Origin of the sequence: Pyxidicoccus sp. MSG2, from assembly GCF_026626705.1 — a bacterium.
In the GTDB taxonomy this organism is placed as follows: Bacteria; Myxococcota; Myxococcia; order Myxococcales; family Myxococcaceae; genus Myxococcus.
In genome coordinates, this window is the sequence record NZ_JAPNKC010000001.1 from 8,303,864 (window position 1) to 8,324,610 (window position 20,747).

A 20,747-nucleotide genomic window follows, 5' to 3' on the forward strand; every position below is an offset into this window, starting at 1 on the left:
GGCCCGCGCGCTACTTCTTCTTCGCGCGCTCCACCTTCAGCGTCCGGTCGCCGTGCGGCTTGCCGTGCGTGGTCTCGAAGCCCGCCACGTCCTCGTCGGCGACGAAGACGTACGCGTACGTGGGGCGCAGGTCCATGCGCACCACCTTGCCGGCGGGAGCCCCCGCGGCCTCGAGCGCGGCGGTGACGGCCGCCTCGTCCAGCCCGTCCTGGCGGCCCAGGCCCACCCACAGGCGCGTCTGGCCCGGCACGTCCGGCAGGGCGTCGCTCCTCGGACGGCGCTCCTCGCGGGCGCCGCGAGGGCGGTGGCGCTCCACCTTCAGCGGCTTCTCGCCGTGCGGCTTGCCGTTGAGGGCCTCGAAGGCCGGGGCGTCCGCCTCGGCCACGTAGGCGTAGCCGTAGGTGGGGCGCATCACGACCTTCAGCACCTTGCCCGCGGGCGCGCCCAGGGCCTCCAGCGCGGCGGGCAGCTTCGCCTCGTCCATGCCGTCATCGGTGCCCAGGTTCGTCCACAGCTTCGCCTCGCCGGGGGCCGCGTCCGGAGACGGGGGCGGGCGGGGCGCGGAGTCGCGCTCGGTGCGCGGCTTGCTGCGCTCCACGCGCAGCACCTTGGAGCCGTGCTGCTTGCCGTTGAGGGCCTCGAAGCCGGGCACGTCCTCTTCCGCGACGAAGACGTACGCGAAGGTGGGGCGCAATTCGGCGCGCACCATCTTCCCCAGCGGAGCGCCCGCGTCCTCCATCGCCGTGGCGATGCTGCCCGGCCCGAGGCCATCCGCGGTGCCCAGGTTGACCCACAGCTTCACCTCGCCGGGGCCGGCCTCCAGCGCCGCCGCGCCACGGGCACCCTCGCCGCGCTCACGGCGGGGCTCGTCCCGTCGGGGGCGCCGCTCGCGCTCCGGGGCCGCTTCCGCGCGCTCCGGCCGCTCGGTGCGCTCCGGCCGCTCGGCGCGGGGCGGACGCTCCCGGCGCTCCTCGCGGTCTCCACGCTCGCGCCGCTCTCCGCCGCGCTTGTCGCCGCGCCCGCCGCGACCGCTGTCGCGGCTCTCGAACTTGCGCTCCTGGGGAGGCTCGCGCCCCTCGGCCGCGAATTGCGCCGCCGCCTTCTCCATGCGCAGGTGGCTGAAGAAGTACTTCAGCAGGAAGGCGATGAGGTCTTCGGCGTCCGTGCGCGTCTTGAGCTGCGAGGCCAGCGGCAGGAAGCCCTCGAAGATGGAGGAGCCCGCCGCCTCGTGGATTTCGCGCACGTGGCGCTCGGTCCACAGCCGCATCGCCTCCTCGGGCGCCGGCATCTCGCGCATCTCGAACTTGATGCCGTACTTCTTCTCCAGCGTGGTGAACGTCGCCAGCTCACGCCCGGAGAAGAGGTTGATGGCGGTGCCCTTGTTGCCGATGCGGCCGGTGCGGCCCACGCGGTGCAGGTACACCGCCGCGTCCTCCGGCAGCGAGTAGTTGATGACGTACTCCAGGCCGGAGATGTCGATGCCGCGCGCCGCGATGTCCGTGGCGACCATGAAGGCCACCTCGCCGCGCTTCACCTTGCCCATCACCCGCTCGCGCTCCTTCTGCGGCAGGTCTCCGTTGAGCAACTCCGCGTCGAAGCCGTTGCGGTTGAGCACCGCCGTCACCAGCGCCGTGTCGTCGCGGGTGTTGCAGAAGATGATGGCGTTCTGCGGCTCTTCCTTCTCCAGCACGTAGATGAGGTTGCGCGGCTTGGGGAAGGCGTCCGACACGTCGTAGCGGATGTGGTGGATGTGCTCCACCGTGAAGACGTCGCCGGACAGCAGCAGCGTCTCCGCGTTCGTCGTGTAGCGGGCGATGAGGTTCTGGATGTCGGTGGGGACGGTGGCGCTGAAGAGCAGCACCTGCCGGTTCTTCGGAAGGCGGTCGAGGATGCGGGTGACTTCCTCGTAGAAGCCCTGGTTGAGCATCTCGTCCGCTTCGTCCAGGACGGCGTGGTCACACCCGTCCAGCTTCAGGTTGCCGCGGTTGATGTGGTCGAAGACGCGGCCCGGGGTGCCGACGATGATGGGGGTGCCTTCCTCGAGCGCGTCCTCCTGCTGCTTCATGGAGGCGCCGCCGTAGATGGCCGCCACCTTCACGCCCTTGTACTTGGACAGCGTCCGCAACTCTTCCGCCACCTGGATGGCCAGCTCGCGGGTGGGACAGAGGATGAGGGCGCGCACGCGCTTCTCGTCCGCGGGAATCTTCTCCAGCAGGGGCAGGCCGAAGGCGGCCGTCTTGCCGGTTCCCGTCTTGCTGCGGACGATGAGGTCTCGTCCTTCCATGGCCGGCTTGAAGGCGCGGGCCTGGACAGGGGTGGGGTTGGTATAGCCGACATCCGCCAGCGCGCGGCGGAGGGGCTCGGAGAGGTTCATCTCGTCGAAGCCGATGTCCGCGACGTACTCGGCGGGACGGGTCGGGGCTTCGTCAGGTGCCGGGCTTCCCGGCATGGGCTCTTGGTTGTCGCTCATCAAGCATGGGCATAGCCCCTGCATTACCCTCTGGCAACAATCGCAGCACTTTGCTGTATGGAGCGCCCATGGCGAATGGGAGGAAGAGAACCAAAGAAGCGACCCCCCGCTCTCGCGCGAAGCGCCCGGTCACCCCGGCCGTGGTCGACGCGGAAGGGGGCGACGCCCAGCCCGAGGAGGCCGAGGCGCAGGTCGACCCGGACGCCGTGGAGCCGGACCCGGCCGAACTGGCCGAGGTGGAGCCCGAGGTGGACGTGAGCGCCCCCCTCGTCCCCACCCGGGCCCTGGCCCGGGCGGAGTCGTCCAGCCTCACCACGAAGGACCCCCTCCAGGCCTACATGGCGGAGGTGCAGCGCCACCCCCTGCTGACGCGGGAGGAGGAGATGGCCCTCGCCCGGAAATACCGGGACACGGCGGACGTGGGGGCGGCCTACCGGCTGGTGGCCTCCAACCTGCGCCTGGTGGTCAAGCTGGCGCACGAGTACCACCGCAACCCGCTGTCCCTGCTGGACCTGGTCCAGGAGGGCAACATCGGGCTGATGCAGGCGGTGAAGAAGTACGACCCGGAGCGGGGCGTGAAGCTCAGCAGCTACGCCGCGTGGTGGATTCGGGCCTACATCCTCCGCTACATCATGGACAACTGGAAGATGGTGAAGCTGGGGACCACCGAGGCCCAGCGCAAGCTCTTCTTCAAGCTGCGCCAGGAGCAGGAGAAGCTCATCTCCCAGGGCTTCGAGGCCAGCCCCAAGCTGCTGGCGGAGCGGCTCAACGTCTCCGAGCAGGACGTGGTGGAGATGGACCAGCGGCTGGGGCACGACGAGATGTCCATCGACGCGCCGCTGCGCGGGGACGAGGACTCCGGCGCGACGCGCGCGGACCGCTACCTGCCCTCGGGCGCCATGGCCGTCGACGAGCGGCTCGGCGCCGAGCAGCTCAAGGCCCTCTTCCGCGACAAGCTGGCCGAGTTCGCCCGCACGCTGGAGGGCAAGGAGCGCTACATCTTCGAGAACCGGCTCACCTCCGACGAGCCCCTCACCCTCCAGGACATCGGCGACAAGTACGGCGTCAGCCGCGAGCGCGCCCGGCAGATCGAGGCCGCCCTCATCAACCGGATGCGCGAGTTCATGCGCGAGCACATCCCCGACTTCGACCTGGTGGCGACCCCCAAGGCCTGACGGGCCCGCCGGGAGGCAGGGGCTCGGAGGCCAGGCGGGCATTCCCCGAAAGCCGGGAGCCCCTGGGATACATGGCCGGACGGCGGCGATATGCTGTCCGTCCGGCACCGTTCATCTCCGACCCCAGGGGGCCCCTCATGCACCGCTTCACCCGCACCGCGGGACTGTGTCTCGCCATCGCCACGCTGGCGCTCGCCGGCTGCTCCAACACGTTCCGGCACAACTACATGCGCGACCAGGCGTCGCACCACGTCTACCGGAAGGAGCTGGTGGAAATCTGGCCGGCGGTGCACCAGGAGCTGAAGGAGCGGGGCCTCTCGTGGCGGGAGAACCCGGGCGTCTTCGTGCTGGAGACGGAGTGGCGGGAGTCGGGGGGCGGCACGCTGGGCCCCACCACCTCCTCGCGCTTCCTCGTGGAGGGCCTCCGGCTGGCCAATGGCGGCGTCAGCCTGCGGGTGACGCGGCTGGACCGCACCTCGCAGTCCATTGGCGTGGGCTACACGGATGGCGTGGTGCGAAACAGCCGGGAGCGCGCCGCGGCCGCCAACGGCAGCACCGCCAGCGGCTCGCTGCCCACGGAGAATCGCTCCTCGCGGGACACGGAGCTGGAGCTGGCGCTGCTCCAACGCATCGACCCGGAGGGGGCGGCGAAGCTGGAGGCGGACGCGAAGTCCGCCCACCCCTGAGCGGCTACTTCCAGGGCCGCGAAATCACGCAGGCGTTGATGCCACCCACGCCCATGGACAGCTTGCCCGCGCAGCCCGCGGGCGTGGCCACCGCCTCGTCGAAGACGAAGCGGCCATGGACGCGGGAAATCTGCTTGTTGAGCTCCGCCTGCTTCAGCGGCGTGGGGAACACCTTGCCGCTGCCGTAGCCCAGGTACTGGGCCGTCAGCTCCCAGCCGCCGCCCGCGGACATGCCGTGGCCGAAAGTCCCCTTGCGCGCGGTAATCAGCACCGTCTCCGGCAGCACGTCCCGCAGGTTCTGCACCTCCAGGAAGTCACCCGGGGTGGCGGTGGCGTGCAAATCCCAGCTGCCCACGTCCTGGGGCGTGAGGCCGGCGCCGGCCAGCGCCTCGCGGATGGCCAGCGTGGGGCCTTCCTTGGACGGGGTGATGATGTGGTCCGCGTCGGCGGTGACGCCCACGGCCACGGGCTCCATGCCCAGCGGCTTGAAGCCCTTGGACAGGAAGTGCTCCAAATCCCCCAGCACCCAGACGACGGAGCCGCCGGCGATGTGCGTGCCGCGCAGCGCGGTGAGGGGCTTGGAGACGGCGGCGTCCGCGGAGATGACGCGGGCGTTGTAGAAGCCGCCCACGACGAGCGGGGTGGGCGGCGGGTCCGTCATCCCCATGACAACGGCCTTGGCCTGGCCCAGCTGGATGGCGTTGATGGCCAGCCGCAGGCCGTAGCCGAAGGACGAGCACGCGGCCACCGGGGCGAACGTCATGCCGGTGATGCGCCCCATCATCGAAATCTGCGAGGCCGGCGTGTTGTGGATGTTCCACAGCACGTTGGAGGAGACGGCGTTCCATGGCGGCTCCGGCGACATCCACTTCTTCTGCAGCCGGGCGTTGCGGGTGCGCTTCTCCTTGATGACGGCCAGCTTGGCGGACTCGACGTCGCCCTCGTCCGGCACGCCAATGGCTTCGATGTCGCGCAGCTCCGTCAGGTACTCGCGCAGCTCGGGGGAGCGGCCGGCCCAGAAGTGCCACCACGCGTCCTCGGCCTCGTCGCGCGTGGCCTCTTCGACGGTGGAGGGCTCCGGGGGCAGGCCGGGCAGCGGCTCGCGCGTCTCCAGCCACTGGCGCAAAGCGGCGTTGCGCTCCGGGGCGGACCAGAAGCGGTCCCACCGGCGCTGCGCGCGGTACAAGTCGAGGGAGATGGACTGGATGGTGGGTAGGTCACCCAGGCCGGTGCCCACATAGACGTGGGCGCGGGGCCCCAGCGCCTGCAGCTCCTGCTCCAGCCCCGGGTTCTGCTGGAGCGACTGGATGAACGCGCCGATGGCGAACTGCGTCGGCTGGCCCATCTTCCGCTCGAGCTGGGAGAAGCGGCTGCCGGGGAAGCGCGCGTCAATCCACGGCTTGTAGTCGGCCAGCTCGAACTCCGGCATGCCGACGAGGAAGTTGTCCGGCCCGAAGCCGTTGAAGGGGGACAGCCAGCTTTCCGAGGACGTGAGGTTACGCTCGAAAGCTTCGATGTTCCTGGACTTGGGGGCGACGACGCCCCAGCCGAAGATGCCAACTCTGCGCACGTGAGGCTTTCCTTGCCGCTAGGGGGAGAGCGGCTCGATTTTCAGATTGTCGAAGTGCACGCGGGTCTTCCAACCCGAGAACCCGAAGAACTGGTTGCGCGCGCCCTCCAGCGGGGCGGAGTCCTGGAGGGTGAGGAAGGGCTGGCCATCCAGCTCCCACGCGATGTGGCCGCCGCGGCGGGTAATCTTGAAGTGGTGATGCTTGCCCGGCACCACCACCTGGCCGTCGCGCAGCGCGCGGTCGGGGGTGTGCTCGGTCTGCCGGGCGATGGCGGACTGGGTGTTGCGCCAGCCGCCGAGGATGAAGACGTAGCCGGTGGCGGTGTACTGCAGGCGCAGGTCGCCCGCGTAGAAGGAGCGGCCGTCGCCCCAGGCCTCCACCTTGATGTCGCCCTCGGGGCTGTCCGACCAGGCGTCGAACTCAATCGTCGCGTTGGCGGGGATGGGCTGCTTCAGCCACACGGGGCGGTTGTGGATGAGCTCCACCACCAGCGCGCCGTCCTCCAGCTTCGTCGCGGAGGGGTTGGTGACGTTCCACGCGTCGCCCAGCGTGGCGCGGTTGAAGTCGTCCGCGTAGGGGCCGGGCGGCGGCAGGGGCGCGGCGGCCACGGGGGCGGCGGCGGCCAGCCGGTCCGGCGTGTCCACGCGCAGGTTGTCGAAGAAGATTTGAGACTCGTTGCCGGAAAGGCCCAGCCTGTCGTTGCCGGGGCCCTTGAGGGGCAGCGGGTCATCCAGCTCGAGCATGAGCTGGCCGTCGATGCTCCACTTGAGCTTCTGGCCGCGCCGCTCGACGCGCCAGTGGTACGTGCGGCCCGCCTGCACCGGCGTGCCGCGCGCTTCCACGCGCACCCGGGTGTCTTCGTCGTAGACGCCGGAGGCCACCAGGTCGGCCGTCCCGTCGCCGCGGCTGGCGCGGCGCTTGAGGGCGTCCATGCTGGGGGCGCCCACGTCCTTGCGGGCGATGACGGACAGGGAGTTGTTCCACCCGCCGTGCACCAGCACGTAGCCCGAGGCCGGGTCCATGCCGTCGCCGAAAATCTCCAGCCGCACGTCACCCTCCGGGAACTCGGAGCGGACGTCGAACTCGACGGCCACGTCGTCCGGCAGCGGGGCCTGGAGCCAGAGCGGGTTGTTCTTCACGCCCGGGGCGAGCAACGCCCCGTCCACGGTGCGCCAGAAGCCGCCGGTGGAGAAGAAGTCGCGCTTCACCACGGCCGGGTCCGAGAAGTCCTGGGAGTAGGGCACCGCGGCCGTCACGTCGGCGCGGCCCCGGATGAGGGCGTGGTGGATGAGGGGGAACTGGATGAGGAGGATGATGCCGGCGAGCAGGAACCAGCCACGACGGGACATCCCCTGCGGCTTCACCCACACATCAGAAGACACGGGAGCTTCCTGTCCGGGCGCGGGCTCCGGGGGGGGCTCCTGCGGCTTCTCCTTGTCCTTGTCCTTGCGCCTGACCTGGCCCATCAGTCCTTTACGGGGGGATTCCGGGGGGAAAGGCGGCGGAATGTACGCGCCAGGGAGGTGGACGTAAAGCGCGCCGCGGTCGGGGCTACTTGACCCCCCAGCGCTTCTCGAGCGCCCGCTGCTCCGCCTGGCGCTGCTTCAGCCGCTCGCGCTCGGCGCTCTGCTTGTCCGCATCCTCGGGCGAGGGACGGACGGCCAGTTGGTACACCGCGCCGGCGATGGCGAAGAGGCCCGCCGCGACGATGACGCCCCACGGGCGGCTGGCCACGGCGGCCACCAGTCCGCCGAACTGGTGCAGCGCCGCGAGCGCGCCGATGACGAGCACCCATGCGCCCACCGACGACGCGACGAGCGTGGCCACCACGCGATGCAGCAGCGCGCCCACCAGTCCGCCGATGATGAAGCCCGGCGCGAAGCCCAGCAGGAAGTCCTGGGGCCCGGCAATCTGCCCGGCGACCAGGCCCAGCGGCACGCCCAGGCCCACGAAGGTGATGGCCGGGGGGAAGAGGAAGCCCAGCGCCAGCAGCACCGCCGCGACGATGGTGGGCAGCCTCGGCACCACCTCCGGCATGCCGAGCTTCGTGGTGACGATGCCGGTGCACCACACGCCCAAGAGCGCGCCGAGGGGCCCCGCGAGCACGCGAAATATCCGCCCGCCACCCGCCAGCAGCAACGTCACCCCGACGACACAGCAGATGATGCCGGCCCACATGGGCAGCAGCCGGTAGATGCCCACCCAGCCCGAGGGGTTGAACGTCTCGTACGCCCTGAGGGCCTGGAGAAGGCCTTCCATGACTTGGGTCTCCTTGCTTCTGCGATGCGAAGCGGTGCGCGTCCGGAACGGGACGCGCGCTGATGAGCTTACGCGTAACGGGACAGCGCGAGCACCACCAGCACGACGAGGATGGCGGCGCCCAGCAGGGCGAAGCCGAACAGGTGGCGGGGCGTGGAGGTGCGCCGGAGCAGTTCCTCGGCCTCGGCCCGGTCCTCGGGGGAGGGGTTCTGGGCCAGGATGCGCTCGGCGTCCCGCCGGGCCCCGGCCACGTCGCCGGCCTCCTTGCGGGCCCAGGCGGCCCTCACGTCCGCCGAGCCGGGGTCCGGGGGCGTCTGTCCGCCTTTTGCCATGGGGGCCTTCTATACCGGGGAATGCGAGTACCCGTCGACGGTATATAGGAACGCTCCATGTCCTCACGGCGACTGACGCGTCGAAACCTCCTGCTCGGCACCGCCGCGCTCGCCCCGCTGCTGGCCCGGCGAGCGGACGCCTTCGGCGAGAAGAGCCGCTTCATCCCCGCGGTGGCCCGGCACGGAGGCCGCTGGGACCTGCGCATGTCCGGGCTGCGCCGCATCGCCTGGGAGCTGCAGCGCCGCACCTCGGTGGAGGTGGTTCCGGACGCGCGCGGCTTCCCGCTCAGCTCGCCGGACCTCTTCGAGTACCCCTTCCTCTACATGGGCGGCGAGGGCTCCTTCCCCGCGCTCACCGACGCCGAGGTGTCCAACCTGCGGCGCTACCTGACGTACGGCGGCTTCATGCTGGCGGACGCCAACGACGGCAGCGACGGGGACGGCTTCGACGCGTCCTTCCGCCGGGAGATGGCGCGGGTACTGCCGCAGAGCCCGCTGGCCGAGGTGCCCTCCGGGCACGTGGTGTTCAAGTCCTTCTTCCTGCTGGACGCGGCGCCCGGGCGGCTGCTCAACAAGCCCCAGATGGCGGCGTGCATGCTGGGCAAGCGCGCTGCTGTGCTGTACTCGCAGAACGACCTGGCCGGGGCGTGGAACCGCAGCGAGTCCGGCGACTACGAGTTCGACGTGTCTCCCGGAGGGGAACCCCAGCGTGAGCTGGCCGTGCGCCTGGGCATCAACATCTGCATGTATGCCCTCTGCCTCGACTACAAGGACGACGCCGTCCACCTGCCGCTCATCCTCAACAAGCGGCGCTGAAGCACCGGCCTGACGCTGAAAGCCTGGATGAACTCCCCCACCTTCAACGCCTGGAAGCTCGTCAGCCTCTCTCCGCTCCCGCAGTGGGCGCTGGTGCTGCTCGCCCTCGGACTGGTGCTGGGTGTGGCGCTGGCCGCCTGGGGCGTGCGCCGCGAGCCGTCGCGCATGCGCCGGGTGCTCCTGTGGACCCTGCGCGTGGGCGCGGGCGTGGCCGCGCTCTTCTTCCTTTTGGAGCCCGGCATCCGCCACCTGCAGGTGGCACGGATGAAGAACCGCATCGCCGTGCTGGTGGACCGCTCCGCCTCCATGAGCTTCCCCTCGGAGCCCGGCGGCCCCACGCGCACCGCGCAGGTGGCCTCCTTCCTGGAGAAGGCCGCGCCGCAGCTGGCCGCCCTGCAGGACCGCTTCACGGTGGAGATGTACGGCTTCGACCCGGAGCTGGCGCCGGTGACGCCCGCGTCGCTGGCGAAGGAGCCGGCGCGCGCGGGCACCACGGACCTGCTCGCCGCGGTGCGCGCGGCGGCGGGGGCGGGGCAGGGCGCTCGCAAGCTGTCGGGGATGCTGCTGTTCAGCGACGGCGCGGACAACCAGGACCTGAAGGCGGGCGTGGTGGGCCGGGCGCGCGCGGCGCTGGCGGATTTGAATGTCCCCGTGTCCACCTTCACCGTGGGCCAGGAGGCGCTGAAGGACCTCGCGGTGGAGGGGCTGAAGGTGGATGACTTCGCCTTCGTGCGCAACTCGCTCACCGTGGAGGTGGAGATTCACGGCCGCGGCTTCAGCGGGCGCGAGATTCCGGTGGTGCTCAGCCAGGAAGGCAAGACGGTGGCGAGCAAGACGGTGCGCCTGGAGTCCTCGGACGACATGAAGCCGGTGTCCTTCACCTTCACGCCGGACCAGACGGGGCGCTTCGTCTACACGGTGACGGTGCCCACCTTCCCGGACGAGGCGGTGGCGGACAACAACACGCGCTCCTTCACGCTGAAGGTGATTCGAGACCGCGTGCGCGTGCTGCTCGTGGTGGGCCGTCCCTCGTGGGACGAGCGCTACCTGCGGGGCCTCTTGCGCCAGGACGCCAACGTGGACCTGGTGTCCTTCTACATCCTGCGCACGCTGTCGGACGACCCGGGCGTGTCGAGCGAGCGCGAGCTGTCCCTGATTCCCTTCCCCATGGAGGAGATTTTCGACACGAAGCTGGACACCTTCGACGTCGTCATCTTCCAGAACTTCGGGCACGCGGACCCGTCGCTCTCCATCGCCGAGTACGAGCGCAACCTGGAGCGCTACATCCACAACGGCGGCGCCTTCGTGATGATTGGCGGCGACAGCGTGCTGGGCGAGGGCCGCGCGATGATGCCCACGCTGATGGAGGCGCTGCCCGTCGCCGCCGCCGGCCCCGCCAACCCGGAGCCCTTCAAGGCCCGCCTGACGCCGGAGGGCCTGCGCCACCCGATTACGGCCATTGGCACGGGGGCGGCGAGCACCGAGGCCGCGTGGGGCGAGCTGCCGCCCATTCCGGGGGCGAATCTCACGACGGCGCGTCCCGGGGCCACGGTGCTGCTGGACGTGCCGCACATGACTGCGAACGGGAAGAACGTGCCGCTGGTCGCGGTGTGGGACTACGGCCGGGGCCGGGCGCTGGTGATGGCGACGGATGCGTCCTGGTACTGGGCCTTCGCGGCGCACCGGGATGGCTCGCCGAGCCGCGCATATGACCGCTTCTGGGGCAATGCGCTGCGCTGGCTGGTGAGAGACCCGGACCTGACGACGCTGAAGGTGACGGCGGACCCTCCGTCCGTGGAGCCGGGGCGGCCCGTGGGCGTGGTGGTGCAGGCGCGCATGGCGGACTACCAGCCCGCGCAGGACGCGCAGGTGCGCGTGGAATTGTTCTCCGTGGCTTCGCAGAAGCCCGTGGCGGTGCAGACGGGGGCGACGGGCTCGGATGGCGTGGTGCGGCTGGAGTTCGCGCCGCCCGCGCCGGGGCCGTACAAGCTTCTGGCCTCGGCGAAGAAGGGTGAGACGGATCTGGGCTCGGGCGAGGACGCGGTGGCCGTGCGCGCCGTGGGGCCGGAGCTGTCGGATGCCTCGGTGCGGCCGGAGTTGATGGAGGCCATCGCGAAGACGACGGGTGGCAAGGCATACAAGCTGCCCCAGGACGGGCTGCCGGATGTGCCGCTGCTGGACCCGCCGGTGGTGGAGGTGGGCCGCGCCAAGGACCAGCCGCTGTGGGACCGCTGGTACTACCTGGTGGCGCTGATTGCGCTGCTCGGCGCGGAGTGGTTCGCGCGGCGCCGGTTCGGCTACGTCTGAGCGGGGCGTGGCTGTAGCGGAGTGTCCGGGTGCGGTAGACAGTCGCCTGTCCCCCACCCGGAGCTCCCGTGCGATACGCCCTCGCGCTTCTCCTCTTCGTCCTCCCGCTCACGCCCTTCGCGCAGCAGCAGGTTTCCCAGCCGGACATCGACGCCGCGCTTCAGCGGACGATGGAGGCCTTCGAGGTGCCCGGCATCGCCATCGCCGTCGTGAAGGACGGGAAGGTGGTGCTGGCGAAGGGCTATGGGGTGCGGAAGCTCGGTGAGCGCGCGCCGGTGACGCCGGACTCGCTGTTCGGCATCGCCTCCAACACCAAGGCCTTCACCGCGGCGGCGCTGGCCATGCTCGTGGACGAGGGCAAGCTCGCGTGGGACGACCGCGTCATCGACCACCTGCCGTCGTTCCAGATGTTCGACCCGTACGTCACGCGCGAGCTGACGGTGCGTGACTTGCTGGTGCACCGCAGCGGACTGGGGCTGGGCGCGGGCGACTTGCTCTACTTCCCGCAGACCACGTTCACCGAGGAGGAGATTGTCTCGCGGCTGCGGCGCATCCCCCCGGCGAGCAGCTTCCGCAGCCGGTACGCGTACGACAACATCCTGTATCTCGTCGCGGGGAAGGTCATCGAGAGGGCGACCGGGAAGACCTGGAGCGCGTTCATTCGTGAGCGCATCTTCATGCCGCTCGGGATGCGCACGAGCAACACCAGCGTGACGGCCTTCCGCCCCGGCGCCAACGTGGCGATGCCGCATGCGAAGGCGGATGGCGTGCTGAAGGCCATTGCCCCGGTGCCCTTCGACAACAACGCGCCGGCGGGTGGCATCAACACCAGTGTGAATGAGCTGTCCCGGTGGATGCTCGCGCAGTTGGAGCGCGGCGTGGTTCCGGGCACGGAGGGGAAGAAGCGGCTCTTCAGCGAGGAGCAGTCGCGCGAGATGTGGTCCGCGCAGACGGTGCTGCCCATCAAGGAGCCGTCGCAGGCGCTGGCCGGGACGCGCGCGAACTTCGCGGCGTACGGGCTGGGCTGGACGCTGCGCGACTACCGGGGACTCAAGCTGGTGGGGCACACGGGCGGACTGGCGGGTTACGTGTCGCGCGTGGTGCTCGTCCCGGAGCAGCGGCTGGGCATCGCCGTGCTGACGAACCAGGAGGCTCGCGGCGGGTACGAGGCGCCCACGTGGACGCTGCTGGACGCGTACCTGGGCGCGCCCGCCACGGACTGGGTCGCCGCGTTCAAGGCGGACGAGGTGGAGAAGGAGGCCAAGGCGTATGCGGCGATAGGTCTGGCGAGCGCGGGACGGAATGCGCAGTCGCGGCCGTCGCTTCCCATTGATGCCTATGTGGGGCGGTACCGCGATGCCTGGTACGGGGACGTGGCCATCGCGAAGGAAGGGGAGAAGCTGGTCCTCCGCTTCAGCCGCACGCCCGCGTTCACCGGTACGCTGGAGCATTGGCAGTACGACACCTTCGTGGCGAAGTGGAAGGACCGGGCGCTGAACGCGGATGCGTACGTGACGTTCTCGCTGAAGCCCGACGGCTCCATCGGCGAGATGCGGATGCAGCCCGTGTCACCGCTGACGGACTTCAGCTACGACTTCCAGGACCTGCTCTTCACGCCCGTGAAGGACGACGCGCCCGGAGCCGTCGCTCGTCCCGTGCACTGACTCAGACCTCCTGCGCGCACCGCCCAGCCATGTCGCATGCGGGAGCTACTCAAGGGCTGGAGGGGCAGGACGCGTTCCATGCCGAGGTACGAGGAAGAAGCGCACGCGCGTGAGCTGCTGGCCCTGCTGGAGTTGCGGTTCGCGCGCCCTTCGGCTCCCGTGGCACTCGCGATGGAAGGGGCGGGCGTTCACTGGCACGTCGACGCGAGGGCAGGGGCGCGGTCCTGCCGGGTGCACACGTTCCATTACAACCGCGAGGGAGCGGAGTACTACCTCGTGCTCTCCGAAGGAGAAGGCGCGCCAGCGCTGGCGAAGGGGCGGACGCGCTCGCTCGACGTGGTGCCTCACGTCCTCCAGGCCTGGCTCCTGGATGAGACGCCGCTCCATGAATTGTACTCACGCTTCCCCTTCATCGACCGGCAGAAGCGGGCACTCGAGGCGCTGCGCGGGAAGGTGGATGTCGTGCTGGAGCGCCTGGGGTCATCCCGCCGGTGCTCCTTCAAGAGAGAGATTGGGGACTTCTACACGTTGACCGTGGAGGGGGATGGCCGCTCCTGTGAACTCGAAGCGCCCCAGCCGGGCTCCGAAGCACGCTGCACGTTCAGCCACCTGGGCACGAACCTGGCCGTGGGAGCAACCTCGGATGTAGACGCGCTCGCCACCGCCGTCGGGCAATGGCTGGACTCCGGGGCTCGCGTCGACCCGCTCACGCGCGAGTTCTCCTTCGTCCAGGGCGAACCGCACGCTTCGTCCTACGAGCAGGGCCGCTACGCGGAGTGGCTCTGGGATTTCCACATTGCACACGCGCGGCGGAGTCAGGCCTCGGGAAGCTGGGACCCGATGGTGGCGCATCTTCCTCTGCTGGAGCGAATGGCGCGGCACCCCACCATCCGGCGCTTCTTCGTGTTCACGAGCCACGAGGTGCTTTGCTTCTCCCGCTGCCCCGTTTACCCGTTCTCGACGGCAGGGCTCCCGGCCGTCATTCCCGACCAGCGCTCCCGTGCCCCCGGGGCTGGCTCGGGACTGGCGCGATACACGGTGCGCGCGAGTGACCGGAAGCTGGAGGGAAGCGCGGAGGAGGTCCTCCAGTTCGTCGAGGAGATTCTGACGGCCGAAGGTGACACCACCTTCTACGGAAGCGTCGAACGCCGGGAGTCCTGACCCGGGAATGCGGGCGGGCTTGCGTGGCGGAAGCTCCTGCCGGACCTCGCGGGAGCTCCCCGGGGAGGCGAAGGGAGCGTCCTGTTCGGAAATGTCGGGGGGTTTGTGGCGCGGCGGTCTCAACCGGTGAACGCACCAGTCGGGATGCACGGCATAGCGGCGTGCATCCGGGGAGGTGTCCGGTGCAGAGGCGAGGCAAGCTCGGCAGGATGAGTGCAGAGGACTGGCTGGCGGTGCGGCGCTCGGTAGCGGCCGGGCAGACGCTGGAGGCGGCAGCGCGGGCGGCTGGGGTGAGTGAGCGCACGCTGCAGCGGCTGCGCCCTGGGGCTGGCAGCATGATGCAGAGGGCCCACGTGCGTTCCGCTTTGCGGCTGTCGGTGCAGGAGCGCGAGGAAATCTCGCGGGGGCTGCGGGCGGGCGACTCGCTGCGTGCCATCGCGAGGCGCCTGGGCCGGGCGGCCTCCACGCTCAGCCGTGAAGTGGCCCGTACCGGTGGGCGCAAGCGCTACCGGGCGTGGCGCGGCGAGCGGGGCGCAACGCACCGGGCACGGCGTCCCAAGCACACGAAGCTGCAGGAGTACCCACGGCTGCGCCAGGAGGTGGAGCGGCGGCTGGAGGAGTGCTGGAGTCCTCAGCAGGTTGCCGCCAGTCTCAAGCGAGACTTCCCGCACTGCCCCGAGCTGCACGTGTCCCACGAAACCCTTTACCGCAGCCTCTACGTCCAGACGCGCGGCGCCCTGCGCAAGGAGCTCACCGCGTGTCTGCGCACGGGCCGCACCCAGCGCCGGCCCCAGGGGCGCACGGACCTACGCGGCCAGTTGCCGGACAAGCTGATGCTGAGCGCGCGTCCACCCGAAGTCGAAGACAGGGCCGTGCCGGGCCATTGGGAGGGTGACCTCATCCTCGGTAAGCAAGGCAAGTCCGCGGTGGGCACGCTGGTGGAGCGCCACAGCCGCTACGTCATGCTGCTGCACCTGCCCGAGGGCCGCACCGCGGGCCACGTGCGCCAGGCCCTCACCCACAAGATTGGCCAGCTGCCTGACGCCCTGCGCCGCAGCCTCACCTGGGACCAGGGCAAGGAGATGTCCGAGCACGTGCGCTTCACCCTCGACACCGCCGTGCAAGTCTACTTCTGCGACCCGCACAGCCCCTGGCAGCGCGGCAGCAACGAGAACACCAACGGCCTGCTGCGCCAGTACATGCCCAAGGGCATGGACTTGAGCCACCTCTGCGCGCAGCAACTCGATGCTATCGCCGCCCAACTCAACAGCCGCCCGCGCCAGACACTCGACTGGCACACCCCCGCCGAGGTATTCGCCCGAGCCGTTGCGATGACCGGTTGAGACCGCCCGCGAAATGTCCCGACATTTCCGAACAGGACGCTGCCAGGCAGGGTGCCCCTCCCCGGCATGGGAGAGGCACTCGCCGCGCTGCCTGCTACTGCGCCTTCTCCACCACGCCGCAGGCGATGCGGCCACCGGCGTCGCCAGTCGGGTCGGTGAAGTAGTCGTCCTCCTTGGTGTGCACCATCACCGCCGAGCCGTCCTTGTCGAACAGCTGCTTCAGCTTGAGGCCGTTCTGCGCGAAGGTGTCGAACTTCACGCTCCCGTCCTGGCCCACGTAGAGGTTGGGCAGGTCACCCTCGTGCTTGCCCTTGGGCGACATGATGCCGTGGGCCTTCTTCGTCGGGTTGAAGTGGCCCCCCGCCGTCTTGAAGTCCGGGGCGTCGCACTTGCCCGTCTCGTGGATGTGGAACGCGTGCTGGCCCGGCGGCAGGTTGCTCAGCGTGCCCTTCACCACCACGCCCTTCGCCGTCTGCTCGAACGTGATTTCCCCCACGTCCTTGCCCTGGGCGTCCTTCACCATCGCCTTCGCCATCTCACCCTTCGGCGGCGCCTTCTTCTCCGGAGCCGCGGCCGGAGCCGGAGCGGCCGGCGCACCCGTGGCCGGCTTGTCCTGACCCGGGGCCTGAGCGGCGGGCGGCGCGGCCTGCGGGGCCTGGGCCATCGCGGGCATGGCGGCGGTGAGGGCGGCGGCGGTCAGCAGGGCTCGAATCTTCATAGGTCGGTCCTTCCTCCTGGGGGGTACTAGGGAGAAGAGGCGACACTAGCCACAGCCCGCACACGTTGTCGGAGAAACCGTGCGGGCCTTCGAGCAGGACGCGCTGGAAGCGTTCACTGCTTCGCGGGAGCCCCGAGCGGCACCGGCACCACGCGCGAAGCGCCGAAGGCCGGCGCCCAGACGTCCTGCACCTCGGGCCCGTTGAGGAACGTCACCAGCGCCCGGAAGGCGGACAGCGGGCCTCCCAGGCTTTCCGCCCACGCCTGTCCCCGAGGCGAGAGGTTGGGCACCAGCGGCCCCAGTTCCTCCAGCGTTGACGCGGAGCGGGTGACGGCGAGCCCCTCATCTCGCAGCCGCTGGGGCACGTACAGCGGCGCGAAGCGCGCGTGCCGGTGGTCGTGCACGCAGCCCTCCTCTTCCAGCAACGCGGCCGACAGTGGCAGCTCGCGCACGTTGAAGAGGAGCTTCACCGAGCCCAGGTGCGGGTCATACGGCCCGCGCAGCCGGTGGTCGCCCCGGGGGATGAGGCGCCGGTCCAGGTAGCAGTACGCCAGCGCCTCGTGCGGCACCGTGCCCCGGTGGCGCGCGCCTCCGTAGCGGAAGAAGGGACGCACGTGGCTCGGGTCCACCTCCAGCGGCGGGCCCGCCTTCAGCTCGCGCAGCTTGGGGAGCAGCGTCTCCGGCAGTCCATGCGCCCGCGCGAAGTCGGGCAGCTCTTCCTTTCGGGCCGCGGCGAAGGCTCGCAGGCGCGCCAGCAGTCGCTCCGCGTCCGCATCCACCAGCAGCTCGTCGAAGCGTGTCTTCACGCCGGGCAGGCTCACCGGAACCAGCGTGCTCAGCGGTTCGCCCTCCGCCCGCCAGCGCGCGTCCAGGTCCGCGGCCTCCGGGGCCGTGGGCGCGAGGCGCCACTCCGGGGATGCGGGCGTGAAGCCCTGCCAGACGCCCCGGCGCTCGTAGCGCGGTGCCCCCCGAGGGCCCGGCAGCGAGGACCACACGGTGATGCACGTGCGCACCTGCGTGCCGGAGAAGGCGCCGGGGCCCAGGTCCACGACCTCGCGCAGGGACAGCGTGGCCAGCAGGGACTGGCGCAGCGGAGCGTAGAGGAACGCGTCCAGAAGCGTCGCCGGGGTGATGAAGGCGAGCACTCCGGGACGCGAGACGAGCCGGTGCGCGGCCACCAGCAGGAAGAAGGCGAAGTCGTCGCGCAGGCTGGTGCCCGGCGGCAGGGCCAGCGGGAGCAGGGCGCGCAGGCGCGCGTAGGTGCTCGCGTCCTTCAGCACCGGCGACGTGCCGTTGTAGGGCGGGTTTCCCACCCACAGCTCCCGGTGCTCCGGCGGCGTGGCGGCGAGCAGCGGCTCCAGCCCGCCGCGCAGCGAATCTCCCACGCGGATGTCCGCGCCGGGCACGCGGGACTGGCAGACGCGCGCCACCTCCGGGTCCAGCTCCAGGCCGCACAGTCGCGCATCGGGCCGCCGCTTCGCCGCCGCCGCGAGGAAGGCTCCCGCGCCGCACGCCGGGTCCACCACGGTGAGCGGGCCTCCACCCAGGTGCTCCAGCGCGAGCGCCAGCGTGCGCTCCACCAGCGGCGCGGGCGTGAAGAACGCACCCACCGCCTTGCGGTTCAGCCCGGGGAACTGACGGACGAGCTTCTCCTCGTCCACCTCCAACGGGCTGTTGGCAGCGCGTCGCATCCGTCCCCCCATCCTAGCCACCGACATACCGCGCCCGGGCCGGGCCCACCCCGAGGTCCTCCACTCAGACGCGCTGGTGTGTCCTTCGCGTCAACTCACCTGCCCTGGAGGGCGATACGCGTCGCGGCGTGCCTTCGCGGCCGACCCACGGCGCAAGGGCCGTCGCGCGTTGGGCGGTGGCAGCAGGGCCCGCGCTGGCGGGTCATGGCGGGAATGGCCGGGGGGCTCGACCCTGCGGCCACCATGAAGACCCCCACCCGCCGCAGGGCCCTGTCGAGAGCCCTCGCCGCATGCTGCCTGCTGGTCGTCGTCCTCGCTGCTTCACCCGCCCAGGGACTGCCGCGCCTTCCTCCCGTGGCCGCCGTGACGCTGTCGCAGGCGACGCCGCCCCTGGACCTCGAGCCTGGACAGGTGGTGGTCACCTTCACCTTCGCGGACACGCTGAAGACCCAGGTGCTCGTAGGGCCGCTGTTCGCGAAGTACGGGATGCACGCCACGTTCTACATCAGCGCCGGGCGCATCGGCCGGTCGGGCTATCTCACGCTGGCGGACCTGCGCGCGCTCGCGGCCGCAGGGCACGAGATTGGCGGACACACGCTGGACCACGAGGACCTGGACCCGCTACCCCTGGCGGAGCAGCGGCATCAGGTCTGCGACTGCCGCGTGGCCCTCATGGGCTACGGATTTCCCGTCACCTCGTTCGCCTACCCCTTCGGCTCGGAGGGCGCCACGGCGAAGCAGACGGTCATCTTCTGCAACTACAACAACGCGCGCCACACGGGCCGCATCCGCTCGCCCACGGGGTGCAACTCCTGTCCGTTGGCGGAGAGCGTCCCTCCCGCGGACGCGTTCAGCATCCGCTCGCCCACCTCCATCAAGTCGGACTGGACGCTCGCCAATCTGCAGAGCCTCGTGCTCCAGGCGGAGAACGGCGGTGGAGGGTGGATCATGATTTCCCTCCACGACATCTGCTCGGGCTGTGGCACCTATGCCATCACCGAGTCCCTGCTGGACTCGTTCCTCGCCTGGCTCGCGCCGCGCGTGTCCCGAGGCACCTTCGTCCGCACCGCGCATGAGGTGGTGGGCGGGGCCGTGAAGCCGCCCATCCGCGCCGATGGTGGTGTGGTCGACGGGGGCGTTCCCGATGCGGGCGTGCTGGACGCCGGGTCACCGGATGCGGGCACTCCGGATGCGGGCACTCCGGATGCCGGGACTCCCGACGCGGGCATCCCCGACGCGGGCGTACCGGATGGAGGCTCGCCGGACGGTGGTGGGCCCCAGTTGCTCCCGAACCCCTCGCTGGAGGTGGACGCCGATGGCGACAACGTCCCGGACTGCTGGAAGCGCACCAATGCCGGCACGCAGTCCGGAAGCTGGAGCCGGACGACGGACGCGCACAGCGGGAGCTGGGCGCAACGGGTGACCCTCACCAGCCTCTCCACCGGCGGCGAGCGGCGGCTGGAGATTCGTCAGGACTTCGGCACGTGCCCGCCCTCCGTCGTGGTGGGGCGCCGCTATCGCGTCTCCGCCTGGTACAAGACGACGGCTCGCGCGGGCTTCAGGGCCTTCTACCGGACGGCCTCGGGCTGGGTGGCCTGGAGCGCGGGGCCGGACCTGCCCACGAGCACCAGCTACAGACAGGGAGAGTGGCTCACCCCACCGGTGCCCTCGGGCGCGGTGGCCATCAGCGTGGCGCTGGCATTGCGCTCCACGGGCACGCTCACCATGGATGATTTCAGCCTCGTGGACGCGGGCACTTCACCCACCTCGACGCTCACCGTCCTGTCGCCTCGTGGCGGTGAGAGCCTGTCCGAGGGTGCTCCGATGGGCCTGCGCTGGAGCGACACCGGCTCGGAAGCCACGGTGGACCTCGCCTGGTCTCCCGACCTGGGGAGCACGTGGACGCCCATTGCCTCGGGTGTGCCGAACACGGGTCGCTACACCTGGAGGGTGCCAGGGATGCTCACCACGCGCGGGTTGCTGCGCGTGTCCCATCCTGCGGCGTCCGGCATGTCGGCCCAGAGCCAGGGGCCGTTCTCCATCTTCCTGCCCGCCCTGGGCCGCGTGGTCCGGTTCGGCGACGTGTGGCGCTATGACGCGAGCGGCGTGGACCCCGGGCCGGACTGGTTCCTGCCTGCCTTCGACGACTCCGCGTGGGCCACGGGGCCCGGCGAGCTGGGCTACGGAGACGGCGACGAGGGCACGGTGCTGCTGCGCACGTTCTCCGCGCAGCCCAGCATCTACTTCCGCAAGAAGGTGATGCTCGCCCGTCCCATCTCCTCCGCCACCCTGCGCGTCCGCTTCGATGACGGAGTGGCCGTGTGGGTGAATGGCACGCTCGTCTTCAGCCGCGAGGTGGATGGAGGGCTGGCGCACACGGCCTATGCGAGCGCCTCCCTGGACAACGCCGTGGTGGACGTGGCGCTCCCCGCTTCGGTGTTCGTCGCCGGGGAGAACACGGCGGCGGTGATGGTGAAGCAGGTCGGGCCCAACTCGCCAGATGTCTCGTTCGACCTGCAGCTCGACACGGTGGCCGCGCCTGCCGCTGAGTGAC

Annotated in this window: 15 protein-coding genes; 8 read left to right on the plus strand and 7 right to left on the minus strand. The window is 70.5% G+C overall.

What is annotated here, in order from left to right:
• Window positions 1-10: 10 nt before the first annotated feature.
• Window positions 11-2,470 carry a DEAD/DEAH box helicase gene (locus tag OV427_RS32650; protein WP_267860121.1) on the minus strand — a complete coding sequence of 820 codons (2,460 nt, stop codon included), beginning with the start codon at window positions 2,468-2,470 and terminating at the stop codon, window positions 11-13.
• A 68-nt stretch (window positions 2,471-2,538) separates the two neighbouring features.
• On the opposite strand from OV427_RS32650, the gene OV427_RS32655 reads away from it, so the two are divergent.
• Window positions 2,539-3,645: an RNA polymerase factor sigma-32 gene (locus OV427_RS32655; protein ID WP_267860122.1), complete on the plus strand. Its 1,107-nt coding sequence runs from the start codon at window positions 2,539-2,541 to the stop codon at window positions 3,643-3,645.
• Window positions 3,646-3,782: 137 nt separating this feature from the next.
• Window positions 3,783-4,331, plus strand: a complete 549-nt coding sequence (locus tag OV427_RS32660) for a hypothetical protein (protein WP_267860123.1) — start codon at window positions 3,783-3,785, stop codon at window positions 4,329-4,331.
• A gap of 4 nt (window positions 4,332-4,335) precedes the next feature.
• On the opposite strand, the gene OV427_RS32665 is transcribed toward OV427_RS32660, so the two are convergent.
• From OV427_RS32665 to OV427_RS32680, 4 genes are all read right to left on the minus strand, one after another.
• The gene (locus tag OV427_RS32665; RefSeq protein ID WP_267860124.1) at window positions 4,336-5,901 is read right to left on the minus strand and encodes a beta-ketoacyl synthase N-terminal-like domain-containing protein; all 1,566 of its coding nucleotides are present in this window, start codon (window positions 5,899-5,901) and stop codon (window positions 4,336-4,338) included.
• 18 nt (window positions 5,902-5,919) lie between these two features.
• A complete protein-coding gene (locus tag OV427_RS32670; protein ID WP_324290016.1) occupies window positions 5,920-7,368 on the minus strand; it encodes a hypothetical protein in 1,449 nt (482 codons plus the stop codon).
• An 85-nt stretch (window positions 7,369-7,453) separates the two neighbouring features.
• Window positions 7,454-8,161 carry a hypothetical protein gene (locus tag OV427_RS32675; RefSeq protein WP_267860126.1) on the minus strand — a complete coding sequence of 236 codons (708 nt, stop codon included), beginning with the start codon at window positions 8,159-8,161 and terminating at the stop codon, window positions 7,454-7,456.
• A gap of 68 nt (window positions 8,162-8,229) precedes the next feature.
• Entirely contained in the window at window positions 8,230-8,493 is a 264-nt protein-coding gene (locus OV427_RS32680; RefSeq protein ID WP_267860127.1) for a molecular chaperone DnaJ, read from the minus strand.
• Between the two features lie 57 nt (window positions 8,494-8,550).
• Here OV427_RS32680 and OV427_RS32685 point away from each other — a divergent pair, with 57 nt between their 5' ends.
• The 5 genes from OV427_RS32685 (at window position 8,551) to OV427_RS32705 (ending at window position 15,784) form a co-directional block, all read left to right on the plus strand.
• Window positions 8,551-9,309: a DUF4159 domain-containing protein gene (locus OV427_RS32685; RefSeq protein WP_267860128.1), complete on the plus strand. Its 759-nt coding sequence runs from the start codon at window positions 8,551-8,553 to the stop codon at window positions 9,307-9,309.
• A gap of 27 nt (window positions 9,310-9,336) precedes the next feature.
• A complete protein-coding gene (locus tag OV427_RS32690) occupies window positions 9,337-11,616 on the plus strand; it encodes a glutamine amidotransferase (RefSeq protein ID WP_267860129.1) in 2,280 nt (759 codons plus the stop codon).
• A gap of 68 nt (window positions 11,617-11,684) precedes the next feature.
• Window positions 11,685-13,280, plus strand: a complete 1,596-nt coding sequence (locus OV427_RS32695; protein ID WP_267860130.1) for a serine hydrolase — start codon at window positions 11,685-11,687, stop codon at window positions 13,278-13,280.
• Window positions 13,281-13,358: 78 nt separating this feature from the next.
• Window positions 13,359-14,441, plus strand: a complete 1,083-nt coding sequence (locus OV427_RS32700; protein ID WP_267860131.1) for a DUF6193 family natural product biosynthesis protein — start codon at window positions 13,359-13,361, stop codon at window positions 14,439-14,441.
• A 209-nt stretch (window positions 14,442-14,650) separates the two neighbouring features.
• A complete protein-coding gene (locus OV427_RS32705; protein WP_267857086.1) occupies window positions 14,651-15,784 on the plus strand; it encodes an IS30 family transposase in 1,134 nt (377 codons plus the stop codon).
• Between the two features lie 94 nt (window positions 15,785-15,878).
• Here OV427_RS32705 and OV427_RS32710 read toward each other — a convergent pair whose 3' ends face one another.
• The gene (locus tag OV427_RS32710; RefSeq protein ID WP_267860132.1) at window positions 15,879-16,502 is read right to left on the minus strand and encodes a superoxide dismutase family protein; all 624 of its coding nucleotides are present in this window, start codon (window positions 16,500-16,502) and stop codon (window positions 15,879-15,881) included.
• Between the two features lie 113 nt (window positions 16,503-16,615).
• Window positions 16,616-18,193, minus strand: coding sequence for an N-6 DNA methylase (locus tag OV427_RS32715; RefSeq protein WP_267860133.1), 1,578 nt, complete (start codon window positions 18,191-18,193; stop codon window positions 16,616-16,618).
• Window positions 18,194-18,436: 243 nt separating this feature from the next.
• Between OV427_RS32715 and OV427_RS32720 the strand changes: the two genes are divergently transcribed.
• Window positions 18,437-20,746, plus strand: coding sequence for a polysaccharide deacetylase family protein (locus tag OV427_RS32720; protein ID WP_267860134.1), 2,310 nt, complete (start codon window positions 18,437-18,439; stop codon window positions 20,744-20,746).
• Window position 20,747 lies beyond the last annotated feature (1 nt).

Bases quoted from the DNA above. Each gene is read 5' to 3' on its own strand.
- OV427_RS32650 (WP_267860121.1), bottom strand. From the start codon at position 2,470: ATGAGCGACAACCAAGAGCCCATGCCGGGAAGCCCGGCACCTGACGAA.
- OV427_RS32655 (WP_267860122.1), top strand. From the start codon at position 2,539: ATGGCGAATGGGAGGAAGAGAACCAAAGAAGCGACCCCCCGCTCTCGC.
- OV427_RS32660 (WP_267860123.1), top strand. From the start codon at position 3,783: ATGCACCGCTTCACCCGCACCGCGGGACTGTGTCTCGCCATCGCCACG.
- OV427_RS32670 (WP_324290016.1), bottom strand. From the start codon at position 7,368: ATGGGCCAGGTCAGGCGCAAGGACAAGGACAAGGAGAAGCCGCAGGAG.
- OV427_RS32675 (WP_267860126.1), bottom strand. From the start codon at position 8,161: ATGGAAGGCCTTCTCCAGGCCCTCAGGGCGTACGAGACGTTCAACCCC.
- OV427_RS32680 (WP_267860127.1), bottom strand. From the start codon at position 8,493: ATGGCAAAAGGCGGACAGACGCCCCCGGACCCCGGCTCGGCGGACGTG.
- OV427_RS32685 (WP_267860128.1), top strand. From the start codon at position 8,551: ATGTCCTCACGGCGACTGACGCGTCGAAACCTCCTGCTCGGCACCGCC.
- OV427_RS32690 (WP_267860129.1), top strand. From the start codon at position 9,337: ATGAACTCCCCCACCTTCAACGCCTGGAAGCTCGTCAGCCTCTCTCCG.
- OV427_RS32700 (WP_267860131.1), top strand. From the start codon at position 13,359: ATGCCGAGGTACGAGGAAGAAGCGCACGCGCGTGAGCTGCTGGCCCTG.
- OV427_RS32705 (WP_267857086.1), top strand. From the start codon at position 14,651: ATGAGTGCAGAGGACTGGCTGGCGGTGCGGCGCTCGGTAGCGGCCGGG.
- OV427_RS32710 (WP_267860132.1), bottom strand. From the start codon at position 16,502: ATGAAGATTCGAGCCCTGCTGACCGCCGCCGCCCTCACCGCCGCCATG.
- OV427_RS32715 (WP_267860133.1), bottom strand. From the start codon at position 18,193: ATGCGACGCGCTGCCAACAGCCCGTTGGAGGTGGACGAGGAGAAGCTC.
- OV427_RS32720 (WP_267860134.1), top strand. From the start codon at position 18,437: ATGAAGACCCCCACCCGCCGCAGGGCCCTGTCGAGAGCCCTCGCCGCA.